Here is a 16,790-nt window from a genome sequence, read left to right as displayed (position 1 = left end):
CGGCCCCGTTCGCAGTCTTGGCCACTGTGGCAAAGGTCAATAGCCGCCGAGGAAGTCGCTAACCGCATTGATCTCCGATGGCGCGATCTCGTGCCCACCGGCATGCCAGACCGTCCTGACTTCCGCGCCCCGGCCCTCCAGGTGCGCAGACAGCGCCTGGGTCACCGCGGCCGGAGCGATGGGATCCCGCTGCCCGGCTGTCACCAGAACCTTTCTTCCGGTGAGCGTCGAGCGAGCCTGGGGCTGAAACGGAATGAGCGGATGCATCAAAACCGCCGCATCGAAGATGCCTTTTTCGATCAGCACGTTAGCAAGAATATTCGCCCCATTCGAAAAACCCAGGCCGAGAATGTGGGAAGCCCGATATTCGTCGGCAAACGCCTTGACATAGGCCGCCATCTTCTCCGTCGCGCGTGAAAGGTCGGACATGTCGTAGACCCCTTCACCGGTGCGGCGAAAGAACCGCGCCGCGCCGTATTCGGAAACATCGCCACGCGGCGAAAGAATCGTTGCTTCGGGCAACAGCCGTCGGCCGAAGTCGAAGAACTGGTTTTCGTCGCCGCCGGTGCCGTGCAGCACGAGCAGAATAGGTTTGTCAGGTGCACCGGCACGCAGCCGGTGCACATATCCGGTTTCGGTCATCTTGCCCTCCCTAAGCTTCGAGCGGCTGCAGATGCTGCTCGAGCAAGGCACGAAGATGAGCGTGCTGCTGCGGCAGCTTCAGCGCTTCGCCGAGATGAGCCGTGTCTTCGTCACGGTCGAAGCCGGGCTCATTGGTCGCGACCTCGAACAAAACACCGCCCGGCGTGCGGAAATAAATCGCCCAGAAATAATCACGGTCGATCACAGGCGTCACCTGATAGCCCGTATCCATCAGGGCCTTGCGCACTTCGAGCTGCTTTTCGCGATTCTCGACGGCAAAGGCGACATGGTGGACGGAGCCGGCGCCGGGAAGCGCGCGGGCAATGTTCGGCATCGTCTCAAGGTCGATGAGGTGCGCGCCGTTGCCGTCAGACTTGATCAGCCGCTTGATGCCGTCCCGCTCCTCAGCCACTTGATAACCCATGAACTTCAAGAGTTCGGCCGTCGCGCCCTCGTCTCTCAGCCGCATGGCGACGGAGTGGAAGCCGCGAATGGCGTGGTCTTCGCTGATGCCGCCATGCGCCCAGGGCTGGCGGGCATCATCCTTGACCTCGACAAGCGCGAAGCCGTCACCGTCCGGGCCGGAGAAGTTCAGGCGCTTTTCGCCGAAGCTTTCCTCAGCCTTCAGACCGCCGAGACCAAGCGTGGCGAAGCGGTCGCTCCAGAAGCCGAGCGAGCCTTGCGGGACAGAAAATACCGTCGTGCCGACTTCCCCGGTCCCGGGCCGGCCCTGCGCCATCTTCGGGAACGGGAAATAGGTCATGATCGTGCCGGGCGCACCGGTCTCATCACCATAGTAGAGATGGTAGACATCAGGCGCATCGAAATTGACAGTCTTCTTGACGCGCCGCAGGCCGAGCGCATGGGTGAAAAACTGATTGTTGGTGCGGGCGTCCTGCGCCATCGACGTGACGTGGTGCAGACCCTTGATCTGATCGAGCATGTGAGACCCCTTTCTTGCCCGCAGTCCGCGGGCTTTTGATGGATCATAAATGCGCCTCAGCCGGCCTCCGGAATAGACCCAGAGACCAAAACGCATTGTCTATTATTAGTGAACGAAGATCGCGCCGCGTTCACATCAGGCGCCGTAAGGATCTGCCGGCAATTGCCAGTCGATCGGCGCCCGTCCGCGGGACTGAAGGAAGGCGTTCGCCTTGGAAAAATGTTTGCAGCCAAAGAAGCCGTTATGGGCCGAAAGCGGCGAGGGATGCGGCGCCTTGAGCACCAGATGCCGCGTGGTATCGACAAATGCGGCCTTGCGCTGGGCATAGGAGCCCCAGAGCATGAAGACGACAGATTCGCATTCGTCATTGACTTTGCCGATAATGGCATCGGTGAAGCGCTCCCACCCCTTGCCCTGATGGGCGGCCGCTTGCCCTTCCTCGACCGTCAGCACGCTGTTCAGCAGGAGCACGCCCTGCTTTGCCCAATGTTCGAGAAAACCATGGCGCGCTGGCGCTATGCCGAGATCCGTCTCCATCTCCTTGTAGATATTGACGAGCGAGGGCGGTATGCGCACGCCGGGTCGGACGCTGAAGCATAGTCCATGAGCCTGCCCAAGCCCGTGATAGGGATCCTGTCCGAGGATGACGGCCTTGACGTTGACAATCGGCGTCAGATCAAGAGCGCGGAAATATTCGCTGCCCTTCGGGAAGATCCGCTTGCCCACTCGTTTCTGCGCGACGAGAAAGGATTTGAGTTGTTGCATATAGGGGCTTGAAAACTCCCCCGCCAGCGCGGCCTTCCAGCCCTCATCGAGACTGACGGATGTATCGCTCATCAGGAACCCTTCAGCATAGGACGAAACAATGGACACACGGTTCTAACAAAATCGATCTACGCTGCAATGCCTGTCGGCAATGGGTCTACGTCTTTAGGATCGGCGGGAGAAGACTGCGAGAGGCTGTCCGAGGCATCGTCGTTCGTGTTTAACTATATGACGGCTTCGGTATTTACGCCGGCAGGCGGCCTGAGTAGAACCTTGATTGTAAACTGGAGGCACCTCTTCAAATGAAATTCGGCACGAGCGGCCTTCGCGGACTTTCAGTGGATCTCAAGGGTCGTGCCTCGGCTCTCTACGCGATGGCGTTCGGCAAATATCTGCTGAAAAGCGGCAAGGCACAGACCGGCGACGTCATTTTGATCGGCCGCGACTTTCGCGATTCCAGCCCCGAAATCTCGGGCAATTGCGCTGGCGCGCTTGCCGCGCTCGGCTTCCGCATTTTCGACTGCGGCAATGTCCCGACGCCAGCCCTTGCTCTTTATGGTCTTGAAAGCAAGGCCGCATGCCTGATGATAACCGGCTCTCATATTCCGGCGGACCGCAACGGCATCAAGTTCTACCGTTCGGACGGCGAGATCGACAAATCGGACGAGGCTGCGATTACCGCCTTGGCCGCCGAAATCGAGAAAAGCGGCGAAGCGGTCATGCAGGCGCCAGCGGCGATGGAAGATCGTGAGGCGATCTGTCGACAGCTCTTTTTCGAACGCAATACGGCCCTGCTTCCGCAAGGCGCGCTGTCCGGCCTGAAGATCGGCGTCTACCAGCACAGCACCGTAGCCCGTGATCTCCTGGTCGACGTTCTTGCCCATTATGGCGCTGAGGTCACCGTTCTCGGGCGTTCGGAAAGCTTCATTCCGGTCGATACAGAAGCCGTTTCCGAGGAGACTATCACGCTGATGAAGCGCTGGGTCTCCGATCACAGCTTCAATACAATCGTCTCGACGGATGGCGATGGCGACCGCCCGCTGGTCGCCGACGAAACCGGCACGCCACTGCGCGGCGATCTTCTCGGCCTGGTGGCAGCCAATTTCCTTGGAGCCGGCACGGTGGTGACACCGGTGACCTCCAATTCCGGCATCGAGGCAGCAGGCTCCTTTACCGTCACGCGCACCCGCGTCGGCTCGCCCTTCGTCATAACAGGCATGGAAGAAGCCGTCGCCGCTGGGCGAGATCACGTAATGGGCTTCGAGGCCAATGGCGGGCTGCTGACCGCAACCCCCTTCGTTATTAACGGCAGAGCCGTGCGCGCCCTGCCGACACGCGATTGCTTCGTCCCGATGCTGGCGATCCTGTCGCTCGCCGCCAAACGCCGGCAGCCGCTCTCTGTTATCGCCGCCTCCTATCGCCTGCCCTTTGCCGCCGCCGACCGCCTGGAGAATTTCGCGGTCGAGACCAGTGCGGCGCTGATGGGATATCTGCGCGCCTCGGATGAAAATCTCTCCGCTTTCCTGCTGCCGATCGGCGAGGTGGCGGCGAAATCCGACATAGACGGCCTTCGAGTGACGCTCGGAGATGGCGGGATCATCCATTTCCGCCCGTCCGGCAACGCGCCGGAAATGCGCTGCTACGTCGAGGCCGGAAGCGAAACTGCAGCTCTGGCCCTGCTGCAGGCAGGGCTCAATCGAATTAGAGACTGGGCAGGCGCCCGACAATCATGCGACGAAAACGTATTTCAAGGAACCCGCCTATGACGCAGAAAATCGTTCCCGTGATCATGGCCGGCGGTAAAGGCACCCGGCTCTGGCCGCTTTCCCGTGCCACCGCGCCGAAACAATTCATTCAGTTCGTCGGCAACAAGACGCTGTTCCAGGACACCCTCGAACGTGTTTCCGATCCCGCGCTCTATGAAGCCCCGATCGTTGTCACCAACGAGGAATTCCGCTTCCTGGTCGCCGAGCAGGCCCGCGCGCTTGCCATTCCGCTCGCCGCCGTGCTGCTCGAGCCCGTTGCCCGCAACACCGCCGCAGCGGTGGCCGCCGCCGCGACGCTCGCCGCCGAGCTCTTCGGCAAGGACACGATCATCCAGATGCTCGCTTCGGATCACGAGATCCTTGCCGACAAGAGCTATTTCGATTGCATCCGCATCGCCCGCGATGCGGCCGCTGCTGGCAAGCTCGTCACCTTCGGCATTAACCCCACCGAGCCCGCGACCGGGTACGGCTATATCGAAATCGGCGAAGCGCTCGGAAACGGCGCCCACAAGGTCAGCCGCTTCGTGGAAAAGCCGGCCTTGGACAAGGCCGAGCAGATGCTGGCCGATGGCGGCTTCTATTGGAACTCGGGCATCTTCATGTTCCCGGTGACAGAGCTGATTGCCGAACTTCAGGAATATGCGCCCGACGTACTGAAGGCGGCAGGCAAGGCCGTTTCCAAGGCAAGCCGCGATCTCGACTTCACCCGCCTCGATGCCGATCATTTCGCAAAGAGCCCTGATATCTCCATCGACTATGCGATCATGGAGAAGACCTCGAAGGCCGCCGTCGTCCCCTCGCCCTTCAAGTGGTCCGATATGGGAAGCTGGGATGCGGTCTGGAAATCAGGCGTCCGCGACGACAACGGCAATGTCGCCGCCGCAAACACGACCGTCGTCAACACCCGCAACTCGCTCGTCATGACCCACGGCGTGCACCTTGCCGTCCAGGGCATGGACGACGTCGCCGTCATCGCCAGCGAGGACGCGGTCTATGTCGGTCCGCTCAAGGACAGCCAGAATGTCGGGCAGTTGGTCAAGATGCTGGCCTCCGCTTCCGCCACGGCGAAATTCACCGAAACCCATCCGACGTCCTATCGCCCCTGGGGCGGCTATACCTCGATCTTCAACGGCGACCGCTTCCAGGTGAAGCGCATCTTCGTCACGCCGGGCAAGAAGCTTTCGCTGCAAAAACACCACCATCGCTCCGAGCACTGGGTCGTCGTAAAGGGAACGGCCGAGGTGACGATCGGCGACAACGTGCAGATGCTGCGCGAGAACGAAAGCGTCTATATCCCGCTCGGAGAAGTCCACCGTCTCGCCAATCCCGGCAAGATCGTTCTCGAGCTCATCGAGGTTCAGACGGGCTCCTATCTCGGCGAGGACGATATCATCCGCATCGTTGACGAATTCGGAAGAACATAAGCCAAGTGCCGGAACGACAGGCAGGCCAGATCAGCCCGCCGGCGCTTCCGGCATGACCACCATCCCTGTTGAATTCCCCTCCGGGATTCTCGTAGAATGAATGAGCCGACAGACCTGACAGGAGATGTCCTCTGATGCGTACCCTGCCCGCCCTCGCCGGATTTCTTTCAATCCTGCTGCCGGCAATGGCCTTTGCCCAAACGGCGAACATGCGCGCCGCAAGCGAGGCGGAAATCCGCCAGCATCTGCCCGGCACGTCGGAGCTGAAAGAAAGCAGCAACGGCTATGAATATCGCGAAGGCAGCAAGAATGGCTACAAGATCAACAATGGCGAGGTCTGTGTCCGGTTTCCCGACAAGTCGACCGACTGCGTCAACGTGAAGACTGACGGCAAGAATTTTCAGATGATCGACCGCAAGGGCGGCCGAACCAGATTCTGATTTCAGCCCGGCTTATCTTGCCTGTTTATTGTGCCGGCGCCGTCTCGCCGCTCCTATCGACAATGAATTCGGCGATCAGGCCGGAATGGTTGGAGCCGAGATTGTCGTCGAGGCGTTTCAATGACGTCAGATGAAGCGGCGCGCGCGCGAATATGTGATCGATGGCGATGCCGTATCGATCGGCCGCGATCGGCCATGTCGCCGGTTCGGGCGCCATAGTCTTCAGCTTCTGCTTGCGCAGGAGAGCCTGAATGCTGGGGGCGATCGACGACGAATTGAAATCGCCGGACAGCACCAGCGGACCTGAGATCGCATCAAGCGCTTTGCTGAGATCTCCCAACTCTTCCATCTGGTAATCGTCGTAATAGGGTTTGGTCAGATGGGCCGATACGAGATTGACGGTTTGCCCGCCGAAATCGACGCTCGCTGCGACCAGCCTGTCTTTTCGCAAGCTGCCGATGCTCGCGACCTGGCGGGTCACGAACGGGCGCTTGGACAGCACCAGTGTATCGCAGCTGTCTTTGCCGTTGTCGCAACCGATATGATACGGATAGACCTTGAACAATCGCTGCAGATGGAACGTCAGCGGCTTGGCTTCGAGCAGATTGACGACATCGGCGTTCGAAGCGATCACCATATCCGCGATGGCGGTCGAATTTTTCCAGTTATCGATCGCAACGTTGAACGACATCAGACGGAAAAGCGGCGCCGTTCCCGTTCCCCTGTCGTCCTCCGCAAATTCACGTAGCATGATAACGCCGTGCGCCGTGAGGAGCAGCGAGACAAGCAGAAGGGCAACGCCGTAAGCATGTCTTCTGACAGCCAGGATGACGAGGCTGGCGGCGGCGTATGTGAGGCCGAGATGGATCTGAAAACTGTAGATGAAGGAGAGCAGCCAGAAATTCGTGAGATAGCGCAGCGACACAACCGCAATGGCCAGGGTCAGAAACGCAGAGAGAATCCAATAAACTATGTTTCTCATCAATCCCTGGTTCCGCCTGAACAGGATGTCGCCCGAAAACCGCTCAACCTTTTCGGCATCGTGCGCGAGACGACCCGTCGCCCATAACATGCAAGCCCCTATGGTGCAATGCAGCATAATGTCCGGAAACGAGGACAGCAGAGCCGCGTCGGGTGCTATCTTTCAAAGGCCTATCGACTCGGCCTCTTTTTATCCTGTAAGTGGGTGCCATTTTACGGAACCGGCTTTTGCCGTCGGCAGGGAGCCGAGAAAAAGGTGGGAATGCGCTACTTCATTACAGGCACTGCCGGCTTTATCGGTTTTCATCTGGCCAGGCGCCTGTTGCAGGAAGGGCATGAGGTGACGGGTTTCGACGGCCTCACGCCTTATTACAACGTCAAGCTCAAAGAGATGCGTCACGCCGCACTCTCTCAGTTTCCGGCCTTCCGGCCTGTCATATCAATGCTTGAGGACCGGCCGGCGCTGGAGGGGGCAGTCTCCGCGGCCGCGCCTGACATCCTGATCCATCTCGCCGCGCAAGCCGGCGTCCGCTACAGCCTGGAAAATCCCGAAGCCTATATACATTCGAATGTCGAAGGCTCCTGGAATATCATGGAAATCGCCCGGCGGGTTGAAGTTCGCCACCTGATGCTGGCCTCGACATCATCGATCTATGGCGCCAACGCGACGGTCCCCTTCCGCGAGACCGATCGCGCCGACGAGCCGCTGACCATCTATGCGGCGACGAAGAAATCGATGGAATTGATGGCGCACAGCTATGCCCATCTCCACAAGATCCCGACGACGGCCTTCCGTTTCTTCACCGTCTATGGCCCATGGGGCCGGCCCGATATGGCGCTGTTCAAATTCGCCAAGAACATGCTCGAAGGCCAGCCAATCGAGATCTACGGCGAAGGCAATATGAGCCGCGACTTCACCTATATCGACGACCTCATCGAAGCGATCGTCAGGTTGTCGGCAATTGCCCCGAGCGAGGAAAATCGCCTCGGTGACGCTGGGATCGAAACACTTTCGCACCAGGCGCCCTTCCGCGTCGTCAATATCGGCGGCGGTCAGCCCGTCAGCCTGATGGATTTCGTCGAGACGGTGGAAAAAGCGCTCGGCCGCCCTGCCATCCGCAAGATGCTGGCAATGCAAAAGGGCGACGTGCCGCGCACCTTCGCTGCACCCGATCTTCTCGTGGCACTGACGGGATACAAACCCGACACGACACTGGACGTCGGCGTCAAGGCCTTCGTCGACTGGTATATCGACGTACGTCGAGAACTGGATGCCTGAAGCGGGTTGCTTTAGCGGAGGAACGTGACCGCTTCCACAGCGCCGACCGCCGTCGAGAATACATATTCGATGGCAACGCTCAGGCTCCGCGAATAGGCCTTGAACTGATACCCCCTGGCCTCGACCACAGCTGGGCCGCGCAGAACGAGGGGAGCGCTCGGCCGCACGAAACCGGCGCGTGTCGTCAAGGGAATTTCAGGCGAACGGCCGATGGCGGAAGTGTAGATCAGGTCGCGGGCGAGGCTCGCAGGCCCGATGGCGAAGGCCGGACCGGCCCCCGCGGCAATGCTCAAGGTCAGGGCGATGGCGGCAAGAGTTTTCTGCATGTCGAAGTCCCCGTTTTCGGATCGGCGGGCTTTCGTTTCACCCGGCTCCAAGCGATCGACGCGTCTGTCCACGCTTCGGCCGCCTTCATGAGAACACTCTACAGGTCAGTATTTGCAGGGCTTTTAAGCAGATCGATCAAATTTTACGAAATTCGACTTTCTATACGGAAGGGCTCGAGACAGGCATGAAAACGCCTTGGCCGGCGGCTGGACGGCGGCATCGGCAAAACGTCCATGATTGGACGCTGATCGCAGTCTAGAGAATGCGATCCAGCTTCTTGTTGATATGCAGGTTCGGCATCAATCCCGCACTTTGGGCGGCATGATAGGATTCTCGCGCCGCATCGAACGAGATCGACCACATAATGGCGCTCAACAGCAGCGCGATAATATAGATCTGAATACGCATCGATCTGCCGATACGGAAAGAGCAAGGCAGTTTTGTGTCAGAAAATGAGCGTATAACGCGAAACAATATGCTTTCAGAGCCGCCGAGAATGACACCTGGCATATTGGGGCCCGTGCGTGGAATTCATCCTGATCCAAGGCAGGGAAAGTCGCAGCTTGCGTCCTCACCCGAAAGTGGTTGCCGCGATATAATCAATCGATTGACTTATTTCACTAACGACGCTATAAAAATGTCATGACCCGAGAACGCGACAAGCCAAACCCGCCAGCTTCAGCCCGCGCCGAGATCGCGCGCCAGAAGATGCTCACCGCCGCTCTCGACGTCTTCGGGCGCTACGGTTTCGATGGCGCCTCGACACGCCAGCTGACCGAAGCCGCCGGCGTCAACCTGCAGGCGATTCCCTATTATTTCGGCAGTAAGGAAGGCCTCTATATCGCCACCGCCGAATATCTGATGATGCAGATCGACGCTCATGTCAGCGGCATGCGGGCGCGCATTGGCGCGCATCTGATGGCGCTCGACGCAGCCGGCGAGCCGCTCGGGGAAGCCGACGCCCGACTCTTCCTGACCGAGGTTCTGCAGACCCTAGTGACGCTCTTCGTCGCCAAGGAATCCGAACCCTGGGCCCGTTTCCTCATCCGCGAGCAGATGGAGCCGACCGAAGCTTTCAAGCGGGTTTATCAAGGCATCATGCGGCCGATGATCGAAATGGGCCGGCGTCTGGTCGGCGCCATTCTCGGCGAGGATCCGGCGTCCGAACATGTGCGCCTTCGCACTTTCAACCTCGTCGGCAGCATCCTCATCTTCCGCTTCGCCCATGCCTCCGTACTCGCCCAGATGGAATGGGACGCCTTCGGCCCGGAACAGGTGGAAATCCTCCGGGGCCTTGCTGCCGAACTGGCCGATGTCATCGGCCCGCCGAAAGGAGGCGCAGCATGAAACGCATCCTCCCCCTCGCGATCCTTCTCTTGGTTGCGGCAGGTGCCGCCGCCTGGTGGTACGGCCTGCCCGAGCGGTTCGGCTGGCTGCCCGAGGCGCGGCGCGAGTTCGTCCTTTACGGCAATGTCGATATCCGTCAGGTCTCGCTCGGCTTCCGCGTCAGCGGCCGCCTCTCCGAACTGCGCGTCGACGAGGGCGATGTCGTCAGGAGCGGCACGGTCCTGGCGAACCTCGACGCCGCACCCTATGAATTCGCCGTTCGCTCCGGCGAGGCCAATGCCGCTGCCCTTCGCGCGACGCTCGACAAGCTGAAGGCCGGCCCGCGGCCGACCGAGATCGCCCAAGCGCGAGCTGCCTACGACGAAAGCCTCGCGGATCTGCAGAATGCCAACCTCGCCTATGACCGCGCCCGCCAGCTTCGCCCGCAGGGCACGATTTCCGAAGCGAACCTCGACCAGGCGACCGCCGCAAAGGCGATGGCCGCCGCCCGCTCGCAATCCGCCAGCGAGGCACTGAAGCTGCTGCAGGAAGGCTCACGCGTCGAGGATATCGCCGCCGCCGACGCCCAGCTGAAGGCCGCCGAGGCCACACTCGCCTCGGCCCGAACCTCGCTCGCAGACACCGAATTGCGTGCTCCGAACGACGGCGTCATCCTCTCGCGGGTGCGGGAAAATGGCGCGATCGTCTCGCCGGCCGATACCGTCTTCGTGCTTTCACTCACCGAACCTGTCTGGGTGCGCAGCTACGTCGCCGAGCCCGATCTCGGCCGCATCCACCCCGGGATGAAAGTATCCGTCGCCTCCGATACCCTGCCGGATAGACCCTATGAAGGCACCATCGGCTTCATCTCGCCGGTCGCCGAGTTCACGCCGAAGTCGGTGGAAACGCCTGAACTGAGGACCGATCTCGTCTATCGCCTGAGGATCGTCATCGACAAACCCGGCCCCGACCTGCGGCAGGGGATGCCGGTCACGGTGCGGCTGTCCGCGCCACCGGCAGGCGGACAATGACTGCCCCCGAACCCGGTCGAGACGCCAGGCCGCTCGTTCGGATCGACGGCGTCACCAAGCGCTTTGGGGGTGCGCCTGCAGCCCTCGACGCCGTCTCCGGCGTCATCGGCGGCGGCGCGATCACCGGCCTCGTTGGCCCCGACGGCGCCGGCAAGACGACGCTGATCCGGCTGATGACCGGCCTGATGCTGCCCGATACCGGAACGATGGAGGTTCTGGGCTTCGACACCAGAAAGAACGCCGCCGGCATTCAGGCGGCGACCGGCTACATGCCGCAGCGCTTCGGTCTTTATGAGGATCTCTCGGTCCAGGAAAACCTCGATCTCTATGCCGATTTGCGCGGCCTGCCGAAGAGCGAACGCGCCGGCGCCTTCGACGAACTGTTGACCTTCACCGACCTCAAGCGTTTCACCGGCCGGCTCGCCGGAAAGCTCTCCGGCGGCATGAAACAGAAGCTCGGCCTTGCCTGCGCGCTTCTGAAAAAGCCGCGCCTGCTGCTGCTCGACGAACCGGGCGTCGGCGTCGATCCGATCTCGCGCCGCGACCTCTGGAAGATGGTTGAGAACCTGACGAAGGAAGGCATCGGCGTGGTCTGGTCGACCGCTTACCTTGACGAGGCTGAAGCCTGCGACCACGTGCTGCTCTTGAACCAGGGAAAACTGCTCTTCTCGGGAAAACCGAACGAAATGACCGAGCGCGTCAAAGACCGCGTCTTCCGGGTCTCCGACGTCACGGGGCGCCGTCGACAGGTTCTCGCCGAACTCCTGCAGGCCGATGGGGTCATCGACGGCGTGATCCAGGGCGAGGCGATCCGCCTCGTCGCAGCCAGCGGCAAGACGCCCGATATCGGCAAGGCCGGTAACGGCGCATCGCTTTCCCCAGCCCCGGCCCGTTTCGAGGATGCCTTCGTCGATATGCTCGGCGGCGGCCCCGGCGGCCGCTCCCGGCTTGCCGAAGCGCAAGAGCCGCTGAAGGCCGAGGGCGACCGGCCGGTGATCGAGGCCAAGGGCCTGACCAAGCGCTTCGGCGATTTCACCGCCGCCGACGACATCAGCTTCGATATCCGCCGCGGCGAGATCTTCGGCCTGCTTGGGCCAAACGGCGCCGGCAAGTCCACCACCTTCAAGATGCTCTGCGGCCTGCTGAAACCGACCGGCGGCGAAGGCCGCGTTGCGGGTTTCGATCTTCGCCGCGACGCTGCGGAAGCGCGCAATCAGCTCGGCTATATGGCACAGAAATTCTCGCTCTACGGCGATCTTACCGTCATGCAGAACCTGGAATTCTTCGCCGGTGTCTATGGCCTTCGTCGGCAGCGCAGGCGCGAGCGCATCGCGCTAATGGCCGATATTTTCGATTTCGGCCGCCACGCCCGCGAACCCGCCAAGGATCTGCCGCTCGGGCTCAAGCAACGGCTGGCGCTTGCCTGCGCCGTCATGCACGAACCGCGCGCCCTCTTCCTCGATGAACCGACCTCCGGCGTCGATCCGATCACTCGCCGCGAGTTCTGGACGCATATCAACGGCTTGGTCGAAAAAGGCGTCACCGTGCTCGTCACCACCCATTTCATGGACGAGGCGGAATATTGCGACCGCATATCGCTGATCTACCGCGGCCGTTCGATCGCGCTCGGTTCTCCCGATGAGTTGAAGGCACGTGTCGCGACAAGGGATGCGCCGGACCCGACGATGGAGGACGCCTTCATCGCGCTGGTGCAGCAATCGGAAGCGGAGGATGCATCATGAGCATTTCCTCCGGCCGGCTCCGGCGTCTTGCAGCTCTGGTGCGCAAGGAAAGCTTCCAGGCGATCCGCGACCCGAGCAGCATCCTCATCGCCTTTGTACTGCCGCTGATCCTGCTCTTCCTCTTTGGCTACGGCGTCTCGCTCGATACAACGCGCACCCGCATTGGCCTCGTGACCGAAGAGATGACGCCGCTGACGCAGGACCTCGCGGCCAGCTTTCGGGCCTCGCGCTATTTCGACGTGGTGATCGGCCGTGACCGCCGCCTGTTCGAAGAAGATCTCGTGATCGGAAAGGTGCGCGGCATCGTCGTCATCCCGGCCGATTTCACCACCCGTTATACCGCCGGCAACCGCCCGGAGGTCCAGGTGATTGTCGACGGCTCCGATCCGAACACGGCGAATTTCGTCCAGAACTATGCGCAGGGCGCCGTTGCCAACTGGGAACAGCAGAGGCAGGCGGACGTCGCCTCCCACAGTCCCGCCATCGCAGTTGAGCAGCGCTTCTGGTTCAATCCGGAGCTGACCAGTCGCAACTTCCTCGTGCCGGGCTCGATAGCCATTGTCATGACGCTTGTCGGTACACTGCTGACCTCGCTCGTTGTCGCCCGCGAATGGGAGCGCGGCACGATGGAAGCAATGATGGCGACGCCGGCGACGGCCGTCGAACTGCTCGCCGGCAAGATCCTGCCCTATTTTCTGCTCGGTCTCACCTCGATGACGCTCTGCGTGCTGCTTGCGGTCTTTCTCTTCGGCGTGCCGTTCCGCGGTTCGGTCGCCGGGCTTTATGCCCTGTCGGCCGCCTTCCTGATCCCGGCGCTGGGGCAAGGCCTGTTGATCTCGACGGCAACCAAGAACCAGTTCCTCGCCTCGCAGCTGGCGCTGATCTCCGCCTTCCTGCCGGCCTTCCTGCTCTCGGGCTTCCTGTTCGAGATCAACTCTATGCCCAGGATCATCCAGTGGATCACCTTCATCGTGCCGGCCCGCTACCTGATCCCCAGCCTGCAGACAGTGTTTCTCGCCGGCGACATCTGGCCAATGTTCGGTCGAGCAATCTCGGTCATGCTGACGATCGGCGGCGTCATGTTCGTGCTGGCCGCACGCAGCACCAGAAAGAGGATTGGCTGAGATGGGGTGGACAAGGCTTTACGCCCTCATCGTCAAGGAGTTGCTCGCCGTGCTGCGCGACCCCAAGGGCCGCGCCATCCTGATCGGCCCACCGATCGTCCAGCTTCTCGTCTTTTCCTATGCGGCGACGCTCGAAGTGCGCAATGTCGACGTCATGATCCTCAACCGCGATAGCGGCCATTGGGGCCAGGAGCTGATCGAGCGCATCGATGGCTCGCCGACCTTCCGCAATATCGAGATCGCCGCCGAGCAGGCGGAGGTCCAGGTGGCGATCGACAATCAGACGGTCATCGCCGCGGTCGAAATCGGCCCGGATTTTTCCCGCAATATCGAAGCGGGAACGCCGAGCGACCTGCAGGTGGTGCTCGACGGCCGCCGCTCGAACGCCTCGCAGATCGTTGCGGGCTACCTTTCGCAGATCGGCGCGGCGCTTGCCGCCGATACCACGGCCGGCAAACGCGCCGGCGCCAGCATCGTCTCATCCGTGCCGCGCAACTGGTTCAACCCGAACCTCACCTATCAATGGTTCATGGTGCCGAACCTGATCGCCAGCATCGCGCTCCTCATCGGCCTGATCGTCACGGCGCTGTCGATCGCCCGCGAGCGCGAGCTCGGCACCTTCGATCAGCTGATGGTCTCGCCGTTGCGCCTGCACGAGATCCTGATCGGCAAGCTCATCCCGCCGATGTTGATCGGCCTCTTCCACATCACCGTCTATATCCTCGCCGCCGTCTTTCTCTTCGAGGTGCCGCTGCGCGGCTCGCTCTTCCTGCTTTACGGCAGCGCGATCTTCTATCTCGGCTCGGTCGCCGGCCTCGGCCTCTTCATCTCGGCGCTGTCGATGACGCAGCAGCAGGCGATCCTCGGCGCCTTCCTGTTCATGGTCCCGGCCATGCTGCTCTCGGGCTTCGCGACCCCCATCGAAAACATGCCGGGCTGGCTGCAGCCGATAACCTACGTCAATCCGCTGCGCTATTTCCTGGTGATCGTCAAAGGCGTTTTCCTCAAGGATATCCCGTTGAGCGAGGTGGTGAACCAGACCATCCCGCTGGCGCTGATCGCCACGGTGACGCTCAGCGCCGCCGCCTGGCTATTCCGCCGACGCCTGGAATAATCCAATCCGGCGGAGGCCTCAGCCGCCTCACAGAATATGAACCGGCCTTCCAAAGCGTGACTCTTTGCTGCGGGAACCTCGATTTGGCGTCGTCGTTACCCAAACGCAACCCCAGCAAAGGAGAAGCAAAATGTACAAGATCCTACTTGTCTCCGGCGCCCTTGCGCTGTCGTCGCTTGCTACCAACGCTCTGGCTGACGGAGCCGTGACCGGCGCTGCCGGCGGCGCCATCACCGGCGCGATCGTCGGTGGCCCCGTAGGCGCTGCCGTGGGCGGCATAGCCGGCGGCGTTGCCGGTGCCGTGGTCGATCCGCCGCCGCGTGAGGTCGTCACCTACGTTCAGCAGCAGCCGGCCCCGACCTCCCGCGTGGTCGTCGAGCAGCCGATCGTCGTCGGCAAGCCGCTTCCGGCCGATGTCGTCGTCACTCCGGTGCCCGACAACCCGAAATATGCTTATACGGTCATCAATGACCGCCGCGTGATCGTCGAACCCCGCACCCATCGCGTCGTGCAGGTCATCGAATAATCAAACCGCCGAGGCCGCATGCTGCGGCCCGGCCACCTCCGGCCCCGCCTCGGCGGGGCCGTTTTCGTGCGCATGCACCAGCGGCTGGCCAGCTGGTTGACCGACCGTGTGGTTTCATTATTTCGAGGCGCTGATCAGACCTTCAGTTCGCGCCGCTCGCGCTCCGTCTCCATGGCGAGGTCGAGCACCTTCTGCAGATTGGCGGCGTGGCGGAAGTTAGGGTCGGGCTGGATGCCGCTTGCCACCGCCTCGGCGAAGCGCTGGTAGTTGGTCGGCACCGGCGCCACCTCGATGTCCTTCCAGGTGGCGGTCTCGGCATCGTCTCCAAGGCAGCCGCGCAGTTCCGATCCGGCCGGCCGGTGGATGACCTCGAGGCTGCCCTTTTCGCCGTAGATGCGCAGTTTCAGCTCATTCAGGTGGCCCGTCGCCCAGCGGCTGGCATGGATCACGCCGAGCGCGCCGTTGGCGAAATCGACCGACATGGTGAAACTGTCATTGGCGTCGAGCATATATTCGCCAATCTGGCCGCCCGGCGCCTTGTTGAAGGTCTTCAGCCGCGCAAAGACATGGTCGATGTCGGTGGCGGCGCCATAGGCGGCGAAATCAAGGATGTGGATGCCGACATCGCCGAGCACGCCGTTCGAGCCGTGGCCGGTGGAAAGCCGCCACAGCCAGGTCGATTCGGTGCGCCAGTCGCCCCAGGCGCGCGATACGAGCCAGCTCTGGAGATAGGACGCCTCCACATGTTTGATCGTGCCGAGTTCGCCTGATAGCACCATCTCGCGGGCGCGCTGCAGCGGCGCGACGTTACGATAGGTAAGGTTCACCATGTTGATGACGCCGGCCTTCTCGGCCGCTTCCGTCATCTCCAGCGCCTTCGGATAGTTTTCCGCAAGCGGCTTCTCGCAGAGCACATGTTTGCCGGCCGCAATCAGCGCCATGGTTGTCGGGTGATGGATGCGATCGGGTGTGATGTTCGTCGCCGCCTCGAACTCGCCCCAGGCGATCGCCTCATCCAAGGAATGGAACCGCTTTTCGATATTGAACTTGTCGGCAAAGGCGGAAAGCCGGTCGGGGTCGGTGTCGACAGCGCCAACCACCGTCACCCCGTCGATTTTGCTGAAGTGGGTGAGCTGGTTTTTCGCCATCACGCCCGTGCCAAGAACGAGTAGTCGCATGAATGCTCCTCAGCGATAACCGGCTTCGCCGGCTTGGTGCAGTTTCGGGCCGCGCTCGACGATCGGCTCCAATGCCTTTTCCACGGGCACATTTGGAGCGTCGGTAATGCCAGTCAACGCGCCTTCAGGGTTGTAGGCCCACTTGACGCCGTTGATCAGCACCTTCTGCACCGTGGCGTCGT

Annotated in this window: 17 protein-coding genes and 1 pseudogene; 10 read left to right on the top strand and 8 right to left on the bottom strand. The window is 61.6% G+C overall.

Annotated elements, in window-relative coordinates:
- Positions 1 to 36: 36 nt before the first annotated feature.
- The 3 genes from HJC04_RS19695 to ung all read right to left on the bottom strand — a co-directional run bounded on the left by HJC04_RS19695 (position 37) and on the right by ung (position 2,422).
- Complete coding sequence (locus HJC04_RS19695) at positions 37 to 642, bottom strand: alpha/beta hydrolase (RefSeq protein WP_210630209.1); 606 nt, start codon at positions 640 to 642, stop codon at positions 37 to 39.
- A gap of 10 nt (positions 643 to 652) precedes the next feature.
- Positions 653 to 1,585, bottom strand: coding sequence for a VOC family protein (locus HJC04_RS19690; RefSeq protein ID WP_221146893.1), 933 nt, complete (start codon positions 1,583 to 1,585; stop codon positions 653 to 655).
- Positions 1,586 to 1,720: 135 nt separating this feature from the next.
- Positions 1,721 to 2,422, bottom strand: coding sequence for a uracil-DNA glycosylase (ung, locus tag HJC04_RS19685; RefSeq protein ID WP_210630205.1), 702 nt, complete (start codon positions 2,420 to 2,422; stop codon positions 1,721 to 1,723).
- Between the two features lie 230 nt (positions 2,423 to 2,652).
- On the opposite strand from ung, the gene HJC04_RS19680 reads away from it, so the two are divergent.
- From HJC04_RS19680 to HJC04_RS19670, 3 genes are all read left to right on the top strand, one after another.
- The gene (locus HJC04_RS19680) at positions 2,653 to 4,116 is read left to right on the top strand and encodes a phosphomannomutase (RefSeq protein ID WP_221146892.1); all 1,464 of its coding nucleotides are present in this window, start codon (positions 2,653 to 2,655) and stop codon (positions 4,114 to 4,116) included.
- On the top strand, positions 4,113 to 5,540 hold the full coding sequence (locus HJC04_RS19675) for a mannose-1-phosphate guanylyltransferase/mannose-6-phosphate isomerase (protein WP_020922051.1): 1,428 nt from the start codon (positions 4,113 to 4,115) through the stop codon (positions 5,538 to 5,540). Before HJC04_RS19680 ends, HJC04_RS19675 begins: the two co-directional genes overlap by 4 nt.
- A 134-nt stretch (positions 5,541 to 5,674) precedes the next feature.
- On the top strand, positions 5,675 to 5,980 hold the full coding sequence (locus HJC04_RS19670; protein WP_210630202.1) for a hypothetical protein: 306 nt from the start codon (positions 5,675 to 5,677) through the stop codon (positions 5,978 to 5,980).
- A gap of 25 nt (positions 5,981 to 6,005) precedes the next feature.
- Here the strand turns inward: HJC04_RS19670 and HJC04_RS19665 are convergent, their stop codons facing one another.
- A complete protein-coding gene (locus HJC04_RS19665; RefSeq protein WP_221123068.1) occupies positions 6,006 to 6,962 on the bottom strand; it encodes an endonuclease/exonuclease/phosphatase family protein in 957 nt (318 codons plus the stop codon).
- 261 nt (positions 6,963 to 7,223) lie between these two features.
- On the opposite strand from HJC04_RS19665, the gene HJC04_RS19660 reads away from it, so the two are divergent.
- Complete coding sequence (locus HJC04_RS19660; RefSeq protein WP_210630198.1) at positions 7,224 to 8,240, top strand: NAD-dependent epimerase/dehydratase family protein; 1,017 nt, start codon at positions 7,224 to 7,226, stop codon at positions 8,238 to 8,240.
- Between the two features lie 11 nt (positions 8,241 to 8,251).
- Here the strand turns inward: HJC04_RS19660 and HJC04_RS19655 are convergent, their stop codons facing one another.
- Both HJC04_RS19655 and HJC04_RS19650 read right to left on the bottom strand, forming a co-directional pair.
- Positions 8,252 to 8,638, bottom strand: a complete 387-nt coding sequence (locus tag HJC04_RS19655) for a hypothetical protein (protein ID WP_221146891.1) — start codon at positions 8,636 to 8,638, stop codon at positions 8,252 to 8,254.
- A 184-nt stretch (positions 8,639 to 8,822) separates the two neighbouring features.
- The gene (locus HJC04_RS19650; RefSeq protein WP_009988813.1) at positions 8,823 to 8,975 is read right to left on the bottom strand and encodes a hypothetical protein; all 153 of its coding nucleotides are present in this window, start codon (positions 8,973 to 8,975) and stop codon (positions 8,823 to 8,825) included.
- Positions 8,976 to 9,209: 234 nt separating this feature from the next.
- Between HJC04_RS19650 and HJC04_RS19645 the strand changes: the two genes are divergently transcribed.
- The 6 genes from HJC04_RS19645 (at position 9,210) to HJC04_RS19620 (ending at position 15,430) form a co-directional block, all read left to right on the top strand.
- Positions 9,210 to 9,914 (top strand): CerR family C-terminal domain-containing protein, encoded by a 705-nt coding sequence (locus tag HJC04_RS19645; protein ID WP_221146890.1) that lies wholly within the window; start codon positions 9,210 to 9,212, stop codon positions 9,912 to 9,914.
- Positions 9,911 to 10,924: a secretion protein HlyD gene (hlyD, locus tag HJC04_RS19640; protein WP_210630193.1), complete on the top strand. Its 1,014-nt coding sequence runs from the start codon at positions 9,911 to 9,913 to the stop codon at positions 10,922 to 10,924. Before HJC04_RS19645 ends, hlyD begins: the two co-directional genes overlap by 4 nt.
- Positions 10,921 to 12,666: an ATP-binding cassette domain-containing protein gene (locus HJC04_RS19635; protein ID WP_221146889.1), complete on the top strand. Its 1,746-nt coding sequence runs from the start codon at positions 10,921 to 10,923 to the stop codon at positions 12,664 to 12,666. Before hlyD ends, HJC04_RS19635 begins: the two co-directional genes overlap by 4 nt.
- Positions 12,663 to 13,790 (top strand): ABC transporter permease, encoded by a 1,128-nt coding sequence (locus HJC04_RS19630; RefSeq protein ID WP_210630189.1) that lies wholly within the window; start codon positions 12,663 to 12,665, stop codon positions 13,788 to 13,790. Before HJC04_RS19635 ends, HJC04_RS19630 begins: the two co-directional genes overlap by 4 nt.
- Before the next feature lies 1 nt (position 13,791).
- Positions 13,792 to 14,904, top strand: a complete 1,113-nt coding sequence (locus HJC04_RS19625) for an ABC transporter permease (protein ID WP_221123074.1) — start codon at positions 13,792 to 13,794, stop codon at positions 14,902 to 14,904.
- Between the two features lie 130 nt (positions 14,905 to 15,034).
- Entirely contained in the window at positions 15,035 to 15,430 is a 396-nt protein-coding gene (locus HJC04_RS19620; protein ID WP_210630185.1) for a DUF1236 domain-containing protein, read from the top strand.
- 134 nt (positions 15,431 to 15,564) lie between these two features.
- Here the strand turns inward: HJC04_RS19620 and HJC04_RS19615 are convergent, their stop codons facing one another.
- Both HJC04_RS19615 and HJC04_RS19610 read right to left on the bottom strand, forming a co-directional pair.
- Positions 15,565 to 16,608: a Gfo/Idh/MocA family protein gene (locus HJC04_RS19615; protein ID WP_210630184.1), complete on the bottom strand. Its 1,044-nt coding sequence runs from the start codon at positions 16,606 to 16,608 to the stop codon at positions 15,565 to 15,567.
- A 9-nt stretch (positions 16,609 to 16,617) separates the two neighbouring features.
- Positions 16,618 to 16,790 (bottom strand): annotated as a pseudogene (locus tag HJC04_RS19610) (trehalose utilization protein ThuA); the annotation flags it as partial.

This window comes from Rhizobium sp. NLR8a (genome assembly GCF_019685235.1).
In the GTDB taxonomy this organism is placed as follows: domain Bacteria; phylum Pseudomonadota; class Alphaproteobacteria; order Rhizobiales; family Rhizobiaceae; genus Rhizobium.
The sequence above is the reverse complement of the archived record's forward strand: the minus strand, read 5'-3'. Positions and strand labels throughout refer to the sequence as shown.